This window comes from Candidatus Pantoea symbiotica (genome assembly GCF_056491525.1).
Genome location: NZ_JBSZHR010000002.1, coordinates 3726643 through 3741332 on the forward strand (window position 1 = coordinate 3726643; position 14690 = coordinate 3741332).

General features: G+C 53.4%; 15 protein-coding genes. 5 read left to right on the forward strand and 10 right to left on the reverse strand.

Translation table 11 applies throughout. The features are described from left to right. The first annotated feature begins 317 nt into the window (after positions 1-317). Entirely contained in the window at positions 318-809 is a 492-nt protein-coding gene (locus ACXIZX_RS18000) for a helix-turn-helix domain-containing protein (protein ID WP_179453150.1), read from the forward strand. Positions 810-920: 111 nt separating this feature from the next. On the opposite strand, the gene yfaU is transcribed toward ACXIZX_RS18000, so the two are convergent. From yfaU to ACXIZX_RS18030, 6 genes are all read right to left on the reverse strand, one after another. Then, complete coding sequence (gene yfaU / locus ACXIZX_RS18005) at positions 921-1721, reverse strand: 2-keto-3-deoxy-L-rhamnonate aldolase (protein ID WP_258144112.1); 801 nt, start codon at positions 1719-1721, stop codon at positions 921-923. Positions 1722-1734: 13 nt separating this feature from the next. Then, positions 1735-3021, reverse strand: a complete 1287-nt coding sequence (locus ACXIZX_RS18010) for an MFS transporter (protein ID WP_179453096.1) — start codon at positions 3019-3021, stop codon at positions 1735-1737. A 48-nt stretch (positions 3022-3069) separates the two neighbouring features. Continuing rightward, entirely contained in the window at positions 3070-4272 is a 1203-nt protein-coding gene (gene rhmD, locus ACXIZX_RS18015; protein ID WP_179453097.1) for an L-rhamnonate dehydratase, read from the reverse strand. A 13-nt stretch (positions 4273-4285) separates the two neighbouring features. Next, positions 4286-5068 (reverse strand): IclR family transcriptional regulator, encoded by a 783-nt coding sequence (locus ACXIZX_RS18020; RefSeq protein ID WP_154194003.1) that lies wholly within the window; start codon positions 5066-5068, stop codon positions 4286-4288. A gap of 177 nt (positions 5069-5245) precedes the next feature. Next, complete coding sequence (locus ACXIZX_RS18025; RefSeq protein ID WP_479404663.1) at positions 5246-5827, reverse strand: CCDC90 family protein; 582 nt, start codon at positions 5825-5827, stop codon at positions 5246-5248. A 162-nt stretch (positions 5828-5989) separates the two neighbouring features. Beyond that, positions 5990-6991, reverse strand: a complete 1002-nt coding sequence (locus ACXIZX_RS18030; protein ID WP_479404664.1) for a GlxA family transcriptional regulator — start codon at positions 6989-6991, stop codon at positions 5990-5992. Between the two features lie 100 nt (positions 6992-7091). Between ACXIZX_RS18030 and ACXIZX_RS18035 the strand changes: the two genes are divergently transcribed. Then, complete coding sequence (locus ACXIZX_RS18035; RefSeq protein WP_179453100.1) at positions 7092-7787, forward strand: cysteine hydrolase family protein; 696 nt, start codon at positions 7092-7094, stop codon at positions 7785-7787. Here the strand turns inward: ACXIZX_RS18035 and ACXIZX_RS18040 are convergent, their stop codons facing one another. Beyond that, on the reverse strand, positions 7788-8135 hold the full coding sequence (locus ACXIZX_RS18040; protein WP_061719844.1) for a hypothetical protein: 348 nt from the start codon (positions 8133-8135) through the stop codon (positions 7788-7790). It abuts the gene before it with no gap. Between the two features lie 215 nt (positions 8136-8350). On the opposite strand from ACXIZX_RS18040, the gene ACXIZX_RS18045 reads away from it, so the two are divergent. Next, a complete protein-coding gene (locus ACXIZX_RS18045) occupies positions 8351-9697 on the forward strand; it encodes a hypothetical protein (RefSeq protein ID WP_479404665.1) in 1347 nt (448 codons plus the stop codon). On the opposite strand, the gene ACXIZX_RS18050 is transcribed toward ACXIZX_RS18045, so the two are convergent. Continuing rightward, positions 9694-10878 carry a BaiN/RdsA family NAD(P)/FAD-dependent oxidoreductase gene (locus ACXIZX_RS18050; RefSeq protein WP_071531663.1) on the reverse strand — a complete coding sequence of 395 codons (1185 nt, stop codon included), beginning with the start codon at positions 10876-10878 and terminating at the stop codon, positions 9694-9696. The two genes, ACXIZX_RS18045 and ACXIZX_RS18050, sit on opposite strands and share 4 nt — an antisense overlap. A 242-nt stretch (positions 10879-11120) precedes the next feature. On the opposite strand from ACXIZX_RS18050, the gene pitA reads away from it, so the two are divergent. Then, complete coding sequence (gene pitA / locus ACXIZX_RS18055; protein ID WP_139221449.1) at positions 11121-12620, forward strand: inorganic phosphate transporter PitA; 1500 nt, start codon at positions 11121-11123, stop codon at positions 12618-12620. Between the two features lie 57 nt (positions 12621-12677). On the opposite strand, the gene uspB is transcribed toward pitA, so the two are convergent. Beyond that, positions 12678-13013 carry a universal stress protein UspB gene (gene uspB / locus ACXIZX_RS18060; protein ID WP_008108136.1) on the reverse strand — a complete coding sequence of 112 codons (336 nt, stop codon included), beginning with the start codon at positions 13011-13013 and terminating at the stop codon, positions 12678-12680. Positions 13014-13430: 417 nt separating this feature from the next. On the opposite strand from uspB, the gene uspA reads away from it, so the two are divergent. Then, on the forward strand, positions 13431-13868 hold the full coding sequence (uspA, locus tag ACXIZX_RS18065; protein ID WP_007889892.1) for a universal stress protein UspA: 438 nt from the start codon (positions 13431-13433) through the stop codon (positions 13866-13868). A gap of 67 nt (positions 13869-13935) precedes the next feature. Here uspA and rsmJ read toward each other — a convergent pair whose 3' ends face one another. Beyond that, positions 13936-14685 (reverse strand): 16S rRNA (guanine(1516)-N(2))-methyltransferase RsmJ, encoded by a 750-nt coding sequence (gene rsmJ, locus ACXIZX_RS18070; protein ID WP_479404666.1) that lies wholly within the window; start codon positions 14683-14685, stop codon positions 13936-13938. Between the last annotated feature and the right edge of the window lie 5 nt (positions 14686-14690).

Sequence of the window (14690 nt, forward strand, 5' to 3'; positions counted from 1 at the left end):
AGCGCCATTCCTCAAGAGTGAAAACCTTCAGTCTGGCACGTTAATTCGCGTTAAGTATTGATGAAGTGTGCCGCCAAAAAGCACGACTTTTACTATTAAGCATCTCAATGCGATGAAAAATTTGAGTTAATAATAACGTCCGTTATTACGATAAATATTCAACACCATCACAACAAGAAAACCTGTAAATTCACGAAAACCAAGACCGGTCTTGATGACAAATAACAAAATAGTTCAATAATCAGAAAACTTTACATTAATTGCAGAATGGAAAGATTAATTAAATTACACTCTGTGCGTGTTAATGGAGGACTATGATGACACAGCAAAAATACAATGAAGGGGTAATTGATTCGGTAACCGAATGGATTATGGCTAACCTGGATCAACGTTTAAGCATCGATGATATCGCACTGAAGTCCGGCTATTCTAAATGGTATTTACAGAAACTCTTCGCCCGCTATCACAATGAAACGCTGGCACGCTACATTCGTAAAAAGAAACTGGTTCACTGTATCAATGATTTAAAAGACAGCAATGCGCCGATTATCAGTCTGGCGGTTAAATACCATTTCGAAAGCCAGCAATCCTTTACTCGATCGTTTAAGCATGTATTGGGCTGCACGCCGCTGTATTGCCGCAAGCGCCAGCTCGATGATGAAACCAAACAAGCAATGCGTGAAAGTAGCGATCCCTGTGTGCTGTGTCGTCAAGCGGGTTTTGATGCCACAGAACGTGCTAAAGAGATTGTTACGCCGCTAGCGCGCAACGATAGATTTCTGCCCCGGCTCAGCTGTGTGATGCGTTGATAAATAACGGTTCTTTTATTAACGCCTTTTGACGTCAACAGACTTATTCATTTCAATTAAATGATATATTTCATCAATGAAAAACGGATGGCGCACCATCCGTTTACTCATTTAGTAGTTCGATTTATTCGGCGCGATTAAACGCTTTTTAAAATGCGCGAGCCGATTATCCAGAGCATCGGTATAAAGCATGGTATCCACACCAACAGCAACAAAGTTTGCCCCCCAACTGATGGCGCGTTCTGCCATTTCAAGATTCACTGCCAGAAAACCGGCCGCTTTTCCTGCGCTGCGGATGCGTTTAATACTGTGCTCAATCACCTTCTGCACTTCAGGATGCGCTGCATTATCGGGATAACCTAATGAGGCGGATAAATCTGCCGGGCCAATAAATATCCCGTCAACGCCTTCTACTTCCAGTAACGCATCCAGATTATCAATCGCCGTTTTGCTTTCGGCCTGAATCAACAGGCACAACTCTTCATTGGCGCGCGCCATGTAATTTTCAACGCGTCCCCAACGTGCCGCCCGCGCCACGCCCGCTCCGACGCCGCGCGTACCGTAAGGCGGATAGCGCGTCGCCTGCACCAACGCTTTTGCCTGCTCGGCGCTGTCGATCATCGGTACCAGCAAGGTGCGCGCACCGATATCCAGCACCTGCTTAATCAGTGCGGTCTGGAATTCAATCGGGCGAATCACAGGCTGGCTGCGATAAGGTGCAACCGCCTGCAATTGATGATAGAGATCCTGCACGGTATTCGGGGCGTGTTCGCCATCAATCAGTAACCAGTCGTAGCCGCTGGTGGCAGCAATTTCGGCCAGATACGACGATGTACTGCTCAGCCACAAACCAATCTGCGTTTCACCTTTAGCCAATCCGGCTTTGAAAGGATTTTTTAATGGGTCCTGCATAGCTTCTCCTTATTCAATGACTTGGCTGCTGAGAGTGCGGCAACTGACGCTCCACTTTCAGGCTGAGGATAATGATTGAACCGATGGCGGCAATCAGCGCCAGCGCCAGCAATCCAGCGGCACTGCTGTTAAATTGCATCTCGGCATTTACGCGAATCAACGGCGCGAGGAAGCCACCCACAGCACCAAACAAGTTGACGAAGCCGATGCCTGCCGCCAGCGCGGTACCAGAAAGCAGCTGCGTCGGCATGGTCCAGAACACCGGTTGCACGGCAATAAACCCCACCGCCGCGACGCTAAGCGCGATGATGGCCAACAGCGGCGAAACTAATCCGGACAAACCAATCCCGACCGCCGCCGCCAGCAACGTAAACGCCGCCACCCGGCGACGCTCGCCACTGCGATCGGAATAGCGTGGAATCAGCCAGGTACCAAACAGCGCCGCAACCCACGGAATCGCCGCCACCAGCGAGGCGAGGAAACCGACTTTAGTGCCCAACAGCGCCGCCACTTGCGATGGCAGGAAGAAGATCAGTCCATATACCGCAATCTGGATGGTCATGTAGATGATGGCGAGTTGCCAGACGCGACCATTGCGCAGCGCATCACGCAGGTGTGCAGTCGGCTTTTGCTGCTCTTCGCTGTCCAGCTGACGTTGCAGCGCCTGCTTCTCCTCTGCGCTGAGAAAACGCGCTTTTGCCGGCGTGTCGTCGATATAGCTGAAGGTGAAAACACCGGCCGCTACAGCCAGCAATCCTTCAATGATAAACATCCAGAACCAGCCGGGATGACCCAGTACGCCGTGCATTTCCAGCAGTGCGCCAGAAAGCGGTGAACCCAGCGTCAACGCCAGCGGCGCGCCCATATAGAACAGCCCCATTACGCTGGCGCGCTGCTGCTGCGGAAACCACAGCGAGGTGAGATAAATCATGCCGGGGAAGAAACCCGCCTCAGCGGCGCCGAGCAAGGTACGCACCAGCAGGAATTTGGCTTCGGTATCAGCAAACGCCATCGCCGCCGAAAGAAATCCCCACAGCAGCGTGGTGCCGCCAATCCAGCTGCGCGCGCCGAATCGCTTCATCAACAAATTGGCTGGTACGCCAAGCAGCGCGTACACCACAAAGAAGATTCCGGCACCTAACGCGTAAGCTTCATTACTCAGACCGGTATCAAGTTGATACGCCTCTTTAGCGAAACCGATGTTGGCGCGATCGAGAAACGCCAGCACGTAGAGCATCAACATGAAAGGAATAAGACGTGCGCGGTTCTTTTTAACCGCGCTTAACACCAGATTATCCATGGTAAAACCCTCACGCACGGCTGCGACGCGTCGCCGCAGCCGCTGCGATTAGTGTTGATAAGGACGCTTCAGTCCATCGCGATTCAGTTCCACGCCGAAGCCCGGTTTATCCAGCACCGTTTTGTGCATGCGACCGTTGACCGGCACCGGTTCGTTGATCAGCAGCGGATCAAACTGCGGGCGCAGCGTACTGCAATCCGGGCTGGTCATCAGGAATTCACTGAATGGGCTGTTGGTGAAGGTGATCACCGCATGATGCGAGTAAACTGAAGAGCCATGCGGCACCACCAGCTGACCGCGTGATTTCGCCAGCGCCGCTACCTCAACCAGCGTGGTCAGGCCGCCGCACCAACCCACATCCGGCTGCAGAATATCGATGCCGGTTTCTGCCAGCGTGCGGAACGATTGCAGCGTGCCGTGATGTTCACCGCTGGTGATCAACATGCCCTGCGGCGCTTGCTGTTTAAGCTGTGCGTAACCTTCAAACTGTTGCGGCGGCAAACACTCTTCCAGCCACTTGACGTTATAAGGCGCGCAGGCGTGTGCCAGTTTGGTGGCGAAATTGACGTCCTGACTCATCCAGCAATCAAGCATCAGCCAGAAATCCGGGCCGCAGGTTTCGCGATAGTGAGCGATGCGCGCTACCTCTTTTCGGATGCCTTCATCGCCATCATGTGGTCCCCACTGCACCGCCATTTTGCCGCCGATAAAGCCCATCTTCTGCGCCAGATCCGGACGCGCGCCGGTGGCGTAGAACTGCAGTTCATCGCGCACCGCGCCGCCCAGCAGTTTGTAGACCGGCAGATCGGTGACTTTGCCGAACAGATCCCACAGCGCCAAATCGACACATGAAATGGTGTTCATCACCAACCCGCCCGATCCGGCGTAGTACATGGTGGCGTTCATCATCTGGTCGTGGATCAGTTTTATATCGCTAACGCAGCGCCCTTCGAGGAAACGATTGAGATGCTTTTCCACGATGAAACAGCCCATTTCGCCACCGGTGGTAATGGCGAAACCGGTTTGACCGTTATCAGCTTCAACTTCAACGATCAGCGTGCCTAACACGTTGATGCCAAAGGATTGACGCGACTGCTCATACTGTTTGTATTTGCTCATTGGCGTGGCGACGTGGTCGTCAATCCAGTGATTAGCACCTTGATCGTGATAATCGCCGCCAGCCGCCGCTTTATCAGCGGTAGCGCCACCGGCAAAGTAGGCGCGGACAGTTTTAATTTTAGGTAGGGACATGCTCTTCTCCTGGTTACGAGGCGTGTTTTTCCGCCGGGCTACGCCAGCCCAGCAGACGGGAAATATCGCGGGCGCAGGCAATGACCTGACCAGCAAGGTAATCGCGTTTGTCGTCGTCAATCTCGAGTCGGGTGCCGACCAGTGAAATGGCGGCAACTAATTGCTGGCGGGCATTGAAAATCGGCGCGGCAACGCAGCGCACATCGGGATAATCTTCACCGTTATCAAAGCTCCAGCCCTGACGGCGAATGCGTGCCAGCTCGGTGCGGAGCGCGTCGGCATTGCGCAGCGAGGTTGGCGTCACAGCCACAAAGCGCATGTCGCTAATGATGCGTTCCTGCTCTTCAGGCCGTTGCCAGGCCAGTAAACATTTGCCAATGCCCGAGCGATAGAGCGACAGGCTTTTCCCTTCGTGCGAGCGCACGCTGATGGTGGCAGCTGATTCGAGTTTGAGGATGTAGCAGGCGTGGCCGCCATCGAGGATGCCGAGGTGACACAGCAGATTGGTCTGCTGCATTAAGCGCGTCAGACGTGGACGCGCGATATCGCGGATATCCATGTGCTGCAACGCGTGGCCGGCAAACTCCACCAGCCGCGTCCACAGGCAGTAGTTGTTGTTGCGATCGATGGTGATCAGACGCTGTTTTTTCAATTCAGCGAACAGCAGATAGGCGCTGCTTTTGGGAAGCGCCAGCGTTTCAATGATCTCGGCGGCGCTGCACGGTCCGTGCTGGGCAATGTAGTCGAGAATCGCAATGGCGCGCGTCAGCGCCGGGACGGGCGTAATTTCCAACATGCTGGACTCCAGTCTGATGATCTGGAGCGCAGTGTTGTGGTTTTAACCTCTAAGAAGTGTGCGCCGCTTCAAATTACGTGGCGCACAGTGCATTTGGCGGCAACGGGTATGCGGGAATGTGAATCGCGCCGCGCTACGAGTACAGCCGACTGTACTTGCAGCGCAGAATCAGGAAATTTAAGAGAAAATGTATTTGATGGCTGCAATGACCATCGTAGTGGCCATCACCATTAACAAACGCTTTATCCAGCGCATATCGGTTTTCAGGGCAGAGACATCGGCTTTGATAACCTCAATGTCTTTTTCAATGCGATCAAGGCGAGCTTCGACTCTGGTCAGGCGCACATCTAACGCTTTTATTTCACCACTTAGTCGAATATCCAGATCTTTAATCGCATTAGTAAGCCGAAAATCAAGCTCCCTAATTACACCACTAAGTCGGTCATCCAGTTCTCGAATAGCACCGCTAAGCCGATCATCTAGCTCTTTAATCGCACCAGTAAGTCGAACATCCAGTTCTCTAATATCGCCACTTAGCCGGTCATCTAGCTCTTTAATCACACCGATAAGTCGAACATCCAGTTCTTTAATACTCCCTGTAATGCCTTCTCCGGCCTTCATCAAATCAGAACGAGACAACGCATTATCCTGCTGCATTTCGGTAAAGATCTCGACCATGGCTTCAGCCTGCTGGTCGCTGACGCCGGCCAGCTGCAGTGCTTTAAAAGCTTTATGTGTATTCATCATCGCGAGTGTCATCCGTGAAGCTCCTGAGTTGAGGTGAGGCGTAAGCCGACATCTTGCTCAGCGAGCGATTGTTGCACCATGTGACTGTTGGTATTTTGCGTGGCGCTGCGAAAAATATCAATTAGTACAACAAGTAACGTACAGGCGGATGCGGGGCATCTCGCAAAATTGGCGTCAGGATCTGCCGCGAAAAGTTTTGCGGTATTGCAGCGGGGAGGTGTTGAGTTGCTTCTTGAAATGACGGCGCAGCATCAGCGGCGAGGAAAAACCCGCTTTTTCGGCAATCAGTTCTACCGGCTGATCGGTTTTCTCGAGAAAACGCTGCGCCATTGCCAGGCGCTGATTGACTAACCACGTGCTAAAACAGCCACCGGTCGTTTGATTGAAGCGCCGGGTAAAACTGCGGCGGCTCATCAAGGCTTTATCCGCCAGTTGTTCCAGCGTGAGCGCCTGCTGCAGATTTTCTGTCGCCCAACTCAGCGCCGACATAAAACGATCGTTGCCCGCCGAATGATAAACCGGCTGTTCAATATATTGCGCCTGCCCGCCCTGCCGATGCGGCGGCACGACCAGCATCCGCGCCACGCTGTTAGCCACATCGACACCGCACTGTTCGCGCACCAGATGCAGACAGCAATCAATGCTCGCCGCCGTACCCGCTGAGGTCACAATTTGACCTTCGTCGATATACAGCACGTCGCGATCAATCGCCACATCCGGATAGAGCCGTTCGAAATCTGCCATCCAGCGCCAGTGCGTGGTGGCGCGGCGCTGACTTAATAATCCGGCGGCACCTAATACGAATGCACCAAGGCACAAACCCACCACCTGCGCACCGCGCTGCGCCGCCTGCTGCAAGGCGTGCAGTAATTCTGCCGGTGGCAGCACGTCAGGATCGCTCCAGCTTGGCACCACCACCACATCAACATCGGCCAGTTGATCTAAGCCGTGTTCGGCCAGAATGGAAAAGCCACTGTTGGTTTTTAACGGTCCGGGATGCGTGGCGCAGATCAGCAACTGATAGCACAACGCGCCGTCATCCTGAGCGGCTTTTTCAAACACCGCGCAGGGCACCGAAAGGTGGAAGGGAATGATGTCATCGAACACCACGATACCCACTTTGATGGGCGCAGCCGTGCCTGGCATTTTTGGCGCAAATTGAACGCTATTTGTCATCCGTTGTACTCCTTCACTCACGGCGAAATCGCCATACTGCACCACATCGGAGGCCGCGCTGGCCTCTTCTTTCCGCTAAACCATCAAAGGATTATTACTCATGAAAAACATTTTCGCTTCAGGAACCTTAGCGCTGGCCATGGCGATGTCTGGCAATGCGTTCGCCGCCGAGACTAAGTCAGAAAAAGCACCAACCATCCGCACCATGAGCGGCGCCACTGCTTCCACTTCACTTAACGCGAAGCAGACCGCGGTGATTGTCATTGATATCCAGAACGAGTATTTCCCGGGCGGCAAGATGCCGATTCCCGATGGCATGCAGGCGCTGAACAACAGCAAACGTCTGGTGGCATTCGCGCATAAACACAACATGCCAGTGTTCTTTGTGCAGCATTTGGGTGAGGCGAATGGCCCGCTGTTTGCCAAAGGCAGCCGTTTCGCCGAGTTTCACAAAGATTTGCAGCCGGCTAAAGGTGACCGCGTGATCAGCAAAGCCACACCAAGCTCGTTTGTGGGCACAGACCTGCAGAAACAGCTGGATTCGTTGGGCATCAAACAGTTGATTGTCACTGGCCTTATGACGCATATGTGCGTGTCATCAACCGCACGTGACGCCGTGCCGCTGGGGTATTCGGTGATCATTCCGGAAGATGCCACCGCTACACGCGATTTGGCAACCTGGGACAATAACGTGGTCGATCACAAAGTGTTGCAGCAAGCCGCACTGGCGGGTGTGGCAGATGTGTTCGCAGAGATTAAAACCACCGATCAGGTGCTTGCACTGCCGGTGCAATAATCACTGCACCGGCTGGCCCGGTAGCAATTTCTCAGACATCAAACGGCGGCAGGAGAGATTTTCCTGCCGCGCTTGCTGCTGCTGTTCGGGCGACAAATCCTGCCACACCGCTTGCAGATGATCAGCCAAACCCTGCTGGAAATGAATCTTCTGCAATGCGTAATCTGAATTACTGCCTTCAATTATCTGCTGCATATCCTGCGCGGTATTGCCGCGTCCATCGTGAGTCAGCGTACAGAACATGGCGATGTAATAACCTTTATCCTCGTCGCTGTAATGCGGCATCAGCCACCAAACCGCCGCACTGATGATGATCAGCAACGGCACAATGAATTTGAGTTTTAACATGAATGGTTTATCCGCTGGAAATAGGAAACGCGCGATAGTAACAGCATTCGGCTGGCCGCACATATTTTGCCGGTCGCATCAATAACGTAACCAGTTAACTGTGATCAGCTTCTGAGCAATTCATTTTGCCCGTCAAAACAAGACAGGTCTTAAATAGCTCGACTAACAGGTCACTATAAGTTGCAAACCCTTTCGCAATAAATCGACCAGATACGATGAACCTGACTCAGCTGACGCTGGCTATCGGTGCACTTTGTAGCTTCGAGCCGTTATATGCTAAAGAGATAAAACCCTTTTCTTCAGACACTCCACCGCTTCCTGTAAACCCCCTTTCTCACTCATCAACCGAAGCGGTTTCAGCGCCTTTATCCGAGCATCCCCATTCCGATTCGCTGTTGCATAACGCTAAACATGCAGCCGCTGACAGCTTAAAAATGGTGGGGAAATTTTTCGCACGTAACAGCTGGTATGATGATTTCAATCCGGCGGCCAGCCGTCCGCATTTTCAGGGAAAGCTTGCCGGTAGCAGGCCCCATTTATTTTGGTTTTACCGGCTGCAGAGCTCAGTGATTGCTCCGCTTCCACCCGATCCGGATCTGATCGACCCCGTGCTCGACGGCAATCCACCTCCCCCACCGCCGCCCGTCGTGCCAAGGCCTAAGCCACAAATCCCAGCCTATGCCGCTCTGCCTGCCGCACTCTTTGGTATGGATGAAAATCTGCAAACACGCTTCATCTATGATGCACAACTTGCAGGCCGGGATGGTCGCCCTAACCTGTTCATTTCGGGTTTTAGCGTTGATGAGCGTTATCGCAGCGAAGCCAATCACAACCAAAGTGAAAACCACTACTATGGCTGGCTGATCGGCTTACGTGGATTACTGACGGAAGATGAGCAACGACAGCTGGCGCTGAGTGTGGCGATCAGTAAAGGTCACTTCACTCTGGAGCCTTCACAGTCCAACGGCAACAGCCACGGGCAGGTTGATACTCAAGGTATCAATGCGATGTTGAGCTGGCAGCCACAGTATGGCCTGCAACTGGCTCTGCCGATTAGCTTCGGTCACTATCGCGGCAATATAAGCAGTGATGAAAAAGATAAAGTGGCGCAGGTAAAAGCCCGCAGCGTTAATATAGGTGTGGATGTTGGCTGGCGCTGGCAAGAAGGTTCACATGCGTTCACGCCGATGTTGGGCACCACAATGCAATGGGCACGCATCAAGGATATTCATGACAACGACAATCTACATATTGGTTATTCGCAGCAAAAACAGCTGCAGTTCTCTGGCGGTATGAAATATGACTTCAGCCCGACAGATAGCCTGAAATTTGGCCTTGAAACACGCTATATGCAGTACAACGGCCATGCGGGCAATGTTGCGGTAGATAAAGATAATCTGCGTACTGGCCGAGGCGGTAAGCACCTGCAATTTAGCGGCAACGTTGGCTGGCAACTGACTAAGAATGTTCAGCTTAATAGCCAGCTTAAGTGGCAACATCGCCTAAATCAGGAAGGTGCCAGCAACTGGCAGACACAACTGGGTGTAAAGATTGCCTTCTAAAGCGCCTGCGCACACGCCCAGGCTGAACTCCACGCCCACTGGAAGTTGTAGCCACCCAGCCAGCCGGTAACATCCACCACTTCGCCGATAAAGAACAAGCCCGGCACACCGCGCGCTTCCATGGTTTTTGATGACAGCTGGGTAGTGTCAACGCCGCCCAGCGTCACTTCGGCGGTGCGATAGCCTTCGGTACCGTTCGGCTGTACGCGCCACTGATGCAGCGTATTAACCAGCTCGCCCTGCTGCTTGCTGTTCAGCTGCTTCAGTGTGACGTCAGGAATCTGCTTCAGCTCCTGCAGCACTTCCACCAAACGTTTTGGCAGAATCTTCGCCAGGCTGTTTTTCAGGCTGAGGTTGGGATGCGCCTCGCGCTGCACATTGACGAAATCATCCAGCGAGGTGGCGGGTGACAAATCAATGGTGACGAATTCACCTGGCTGCCAGTAGCTGGAGATTTGCAGCACCGCAGGGCCCGATAAGCCGCGATGGGTAAACAGCATCGCCTCTTTAAATAAGGTGCCATCCTGCGCGGTGATGGTGGTTGGCAGCGCCACGCCCGACAGCGTGTTGAGCTGTTCCAGCAGTGGTTTATGCAGGGTGAACGGCACCAAAGCCGCGCGCGTGGGGAACACTTTCAGGCCGAACTGTTCCGCCACTTTGTAGCCAAACGGCGTGGCGCCGAGGCCCGGCATCGAGAGCCCGCCGCTGGCGATCACCAGTTTTTCAGCCTGCACCGAAGTACCGTTCAGCTGTAAGGTATAGCCGCTGTCGTCGCGCTCGACGCTCAGCACTTCACTGCGCAGGCGCAACGTCACCTGACCGGCATCACACTCTTTCAACAGCAGATCGACAATCTGCTGCGCGGAGTCATCGCAGAATAATTGTCCCAGCGTTTTCTCGTGATACGCAATGCCGTGACGATTGACCAGATCGATGAAATCCCACTGGTTGTAACGCGCCAGCGCCGATTTGCAGAAATGCGGATTGTGCGACAGGTAGGCCGCCGGTTCGGTGTGCATATTGGTGAAGTTGCAGCGACCGCCGCCCGACATCAAAATTTTGCGACCGGCTTTTTTGCCGTTATCCAGCAGCAGCACGCGGCGACCCAATTGTCCCGCCTGCGCCGCGCAGAACATGCCAGCTGCACCTGCACCAATAATGATAACGTCAAACTTTTCCACTGCTTTTATCCGCCTTGCCCGAAAGGCGCTGATTGTAGGGATTTGCGGCTTTTAGCGCCAGCTTCAAAAAAATGCCGTAAATGTGTCATAATGTAACTCACTAATTTTTAGCCGTTTTCAGCTAAATCTATACGCTGCATTACAATTTTAAGACAATAAAGAGCTATATTTTTCTTTCATATCGCGCACGTTGTCGCAGATAATGCGCCGCGTTCATGTCCTCCCAAAATGGCGTAACGTTTATGCTACATCTGTTTGCTGGTCTCGACCTCAGTACCAGCCTGTTACTGATTCTTGCTCTGCTGTTTGTATTGTTTTACGAAGCAATCAACGGTTTTCACGACACTGCTAACGCGGTCGCGACTGTCATTTATACCCGTGCGATGCGGGCGCAACTGGCGGTTGTCATGGCGGGTGTTTTCAACTTCTTAGGTGTTTTGCTTGGTGGATTGAGCGTGGCGTACGCCATCGTTCACATGCTTCCGACCGATTTACTGTTGAATGTCGGTTCGGCCCACGGTCTCGCCATGGTCTTCTCCATGCTGCTGGCCGCGATTATCTGGAACCTCGGCACCTGGTATTTGGGTTTGCCCGCCTCCAGTTCTCACACATTGATTGGCGCTATCATCGGTATTGGTCTCACCAACGCCCTGATGACCGGCACCTCGGTGGTTGACGCGCTCAACCTGCCGAAAGTCATCAATATCTTCATGTCCCTGATTCTTTCACCGATTGTAGGTCTGGTGATTGCAGGCGGTCTGATCTTTATCCTGCGTCGCTACTGGAGCGGAACCACCAAACGTTCCCGCATCCACATGACGCCTGCTGACCGTGAAAAGATTGATGGCAAGAAAAAGCCACCGTTCTGGACGCGCATTGCCCTGATCGTTTCCGCGATTGGCGTGAGCTACTCACACGGCGCTAACGATGGTCAGAAAGGCATCGGCCTGATTATGCTGGTGCTGATCGGCGTTGCGCCGGCGGGATTTGTGGTGAACCTGAATGCGTCAGGTTATGACATCACCCGCACCCGTGACGCAGTCAATCATCTGGAGCAGTATTATCAGCAGCACAACGAGTCGCTGACGCACATGATGCAGCTGGCGCCGCCTGTGGTACCAACGCCGGATGAATCGCTTGGCGGTCCGCAGGAGTTCCATTGCGACAGCAGCCGTGCGCTGCAGGCAATCGATCGTGCGCAGCTGCTGCTTAACAACCTGCAGAGTTACGATCAGCTGACGGTTGATCAACGCAGCCAGATGCGTCGTCTGCTGCTGTGCGTTTCCGATACCGTGGATAAAGTGGCCAAGCTGCCGGAAACCAGCGCGGAAGATAAGCGCTTCCTCAACAAGCTGAAAAGCGATTTGCTGGGCACCGTTGAGTACGCTCCGATCTGGATTATTGTTGCTGTGGCGCTGGCGCTGGGCATCGGTACCATGATTGGCTGGCGTCGTGTTGCCACCACCATTGGTGAGAAAATCGGTAAGAAAGGCATGACTTATGCGCAAGGTATGTCGGCGCAGGTAACAGCCGCAGTATCGATTGGCGTGGCCAGTTACACCGGTATGCCGGTTTCGACCACGCACATTCTGTCATCGTCGGTGGCCGGTACCATGCTGGTTGATGGCGGTGGATTGCAGAGCCGCACCATCAAAAATATCGCTATGGCGTGGGTGTTCACCTTGCCGGTGTGTATTTTGCTGTCAGGTGCGCTCTACTGGATTGCACTGAAACTGATCTAAGCAAAGCGCAGAAATATTCCAGGGCGACAGCGATGTCGCCCTTTTTTATTGCCGTTTTCATTGCCAAATCGCCATCGCAATCAAACTCACCACCACCAAAAAACAGAGCCCGCTGGTCAGCACAAACTGCCCGCGCACCCGCTCACAGCGGCGAATGAACTCGTCGTCATGATGATCGTGATAGCGCTTCTCCCAGATATAGCGCACCAGCCGCACCTGCTTACTCGGCTGCCCGTGCGACGTGAAGAAACCCGCGCCATCCACATATTGATATAACAGCGGATCGCAACCGCGCAAAACGGCCAAAAGTGAGCGCAAAGAAGAGAAATAGCGCGCCATATTCACCAGACAAACCACACACAGAGCCCAAAAAAGCGCGATAGTGCTGATCATGTTCCCCTCCCGGCTGGAGCCACAACGACGTCGAACGCAGCGGGGAATTGCTGTAGACGCCGCACGGGAAATAAACCAGCCACTGAATGATGTCGATTGCATTGTTGTTATGCGAACCTGAGTGCGCGACTCATACGGCAGTGGCACTTATTTTCAGTGTAGGAGATCTGTTCAATTTTTTTCCAGCGATGATTTTCGTTCAGGGCGAGTGAAAAAGCCAATAACGCTTGATCTTCCTCACATGCGAACTTTCGCTTGCAGCATTTGTTAACAACTCTGGCTATACTCAGGACATAACAAAAACCGCCTGCAAGGCTGAAAAATTGGTTGGTGGCGCTTCATCGCCGTCTCGCGCAAAGGAATCGCCTACCGTGAAAGCAGGAAGATTGCCCCGAATCTTGAGAAAGGAGTTTTATCATGGCTTATAAACACATCCTGATTGCAGTAGACCTTTCCCCGGAAAGCCAGTTGCTGGTTGATAAAGCCGTTTCGCTGGCCCGTCCTTATGATGCAAAAATCTCGCTGATCCACGTTGATGTGAACTATTCAGACCTGTATACCGGGCTGATTGACGTCAATCTGGGCGACATGCAGAAGCGTATTTCTGAAGAGACGCACACCGCACTGAAGGAGCTTTCGATCAATGCCGGTTATCCGATCAGTGAAACCCTGAGCGGCAGCGGTGATCTTGGCCAGGTGCTGGTGGATGCGATTAAGAAATATGATGTAGATTTGGTGGTGTGTGGTCACCATCAGGACTTCTGGAGCAAGCTGATGTCATCGGCGCGCCAGTTAATTAACACCGTGCACATCGACATGTTAATTGTTCCGCTGCGCGACGAAGACGAAGAATAAAAATCAGGCCGGTTTACCGGCCTGATTTTTTTGTAGCGGCGCAATTTATTGCGCGTTGTTTGCGTAATTACCCAAGCGGCGGATAAATATCAAAACGATGGCTTTTGGTCACCACCGCATCCTGCGTTACCACGCCCGCTAACGGCGGCGCATAATCCGGACGCTTCACCACAATGCGCTTCTTCGCCAGCCGGCGCGCCGGTTCCAGCAACGCATCCGCATCGTCATCCGCACCGACCAGCGACTGAAACACGCGCATCTCTTTCTTCACCATCGCGCTTTTCTGGCGATGTGGATACATCGGATCGAGATAGACCACATCCGGCGCGGGCGTGATATCGCTCAGCGCTTGCTGGCTGACGGCGTGTAGCAGCGTAAGCCGATCGCGCAGCCAGCCGCCAATTTCCGCATCCTGATAGCCGCGACGCAAACCATCGTCCAGCAAGGCAGCTACTACCGGATGACGCTCCAGCATGCGGACGCGACAGCCCAGCGCCGCCAGCACAAACGCATCGCGCCCTAAACCGGCCGTCGCATCAACCACGTCTGGCAGATAACCGCTTTTAATGCCAACCGCTTTCGCCACCGCTTCGCCGCGACCGCCGCCAAACTTGCGCCGATGCGCCATCGCGCCCGAAACGAAATCCACGAAGATGCCGCCGAGTTTCGGCTCATCCCGCTTACGCAGCTCAAGGTGCTCGGCGGTTAACACCAGCGCCATCGTCGCCTGATCGTCCTGCTGCAAACCCCAGCGCTCGGCTAAATGTAATAAGGCGCCGTCTCCGGCGCCTGTTTCATCGATTAAACCAATTTTCACAAGCA

Excerpts from the sequence above, each read along its gene's own strand:
- ACXIZX_RS18030 (WP_479404664.1), bottom strand. The coding sequence starts at position 6,991 with ATGACAAATAGCGTTCAATTTGCGCCAAAAATGCCAGGCACGGCTGCG.
- ACXIZX_RS18000 (WP_179453150.1), top strand. The coding sequence starts at position 318 with ATGACACAGCAAAAATACAATGAAGGGGTAATTGATTCGGTAACCGAA.
- ACXIZX_RS18035 (WP_179453100.1), top strand. The coding sequence starts at position 7,092 with ATGAAAAACATTTTCGCTTCAGGAACCTTAGCGCTGGCCATGGCGATG.
- ACXIZX_RS18020 (WP_154194003.1), bottom strand. The coding sequence starts at position 5,068 with ATGTTGGAAATTACGCCCGTCCCGGCGCTGACGCGCGCCATTGCGATT.
- rhmD (WP_179453097.1), bottom strand. The coding sequence starts at position 4,272 with ATGTCCCTACCTAAAATTAAAACTGTCCGCGCCTACTTTGCCGGTGGC.
- ACXIZX_RS18010 (WP_179453096.1), bottom strand. The coding sequence starts at position 3,021 with ATGGATAATCTGGTGTTAAGCGCGGTTAAAAAGAACCGCGCACGTCTT.
- uspB (WP_008108136.1), bottom strand. The coding sequence starts at position 13,013 with ATGATCAGCACTATCGCGCTTTTTTGGGCTCTGTGTGTGGTTTGTCTG.
- uspA (WP_007889892.1), top strand. The coding sequence starts at position 13,431 with ATGGCTTATAAACACATCCTGATTGCAGTAGACCTTTCCCCGGAAAGC.
- ACXIZX_RS18040 (WP_061719844.1), bottom strand. The coding sequence starts at position 8,135 with ATGTTAAAACTCAAATTCATTGTGCCGTTGCTGATCATCATCAGTGCG.
- yfaU (WP_258144112.1), bottom strand. The coding sequence starts at position 1,721 with ATGCAGGACCCATTAAAAAATCCTTTCAAAGCCGGATTGGCTAAAGGT.
- ACXIZX_RS18025 (WP_479404663.1), bottom strand. The coding sequence starts at position 5,827 with ATGACACTCGCGATGATGAATACACATAAAGCTTTTAAAGCACTGCAG.
- pitA (WP_139221449.1), top strand. The coding sequence starts at position 11,121 with ATGCTACATCTGTTTGCTGGTCTCGACCTCAGTACCAGCCTGTTACTG.
- ACXIZX_RS18045 (WP_479404665.1), top strand. The coding sequence starts at position 8,351 with ATGAACCTGACTCAGCTGACGCTGGCTATCGGTGCACTTTGTAGCTTC.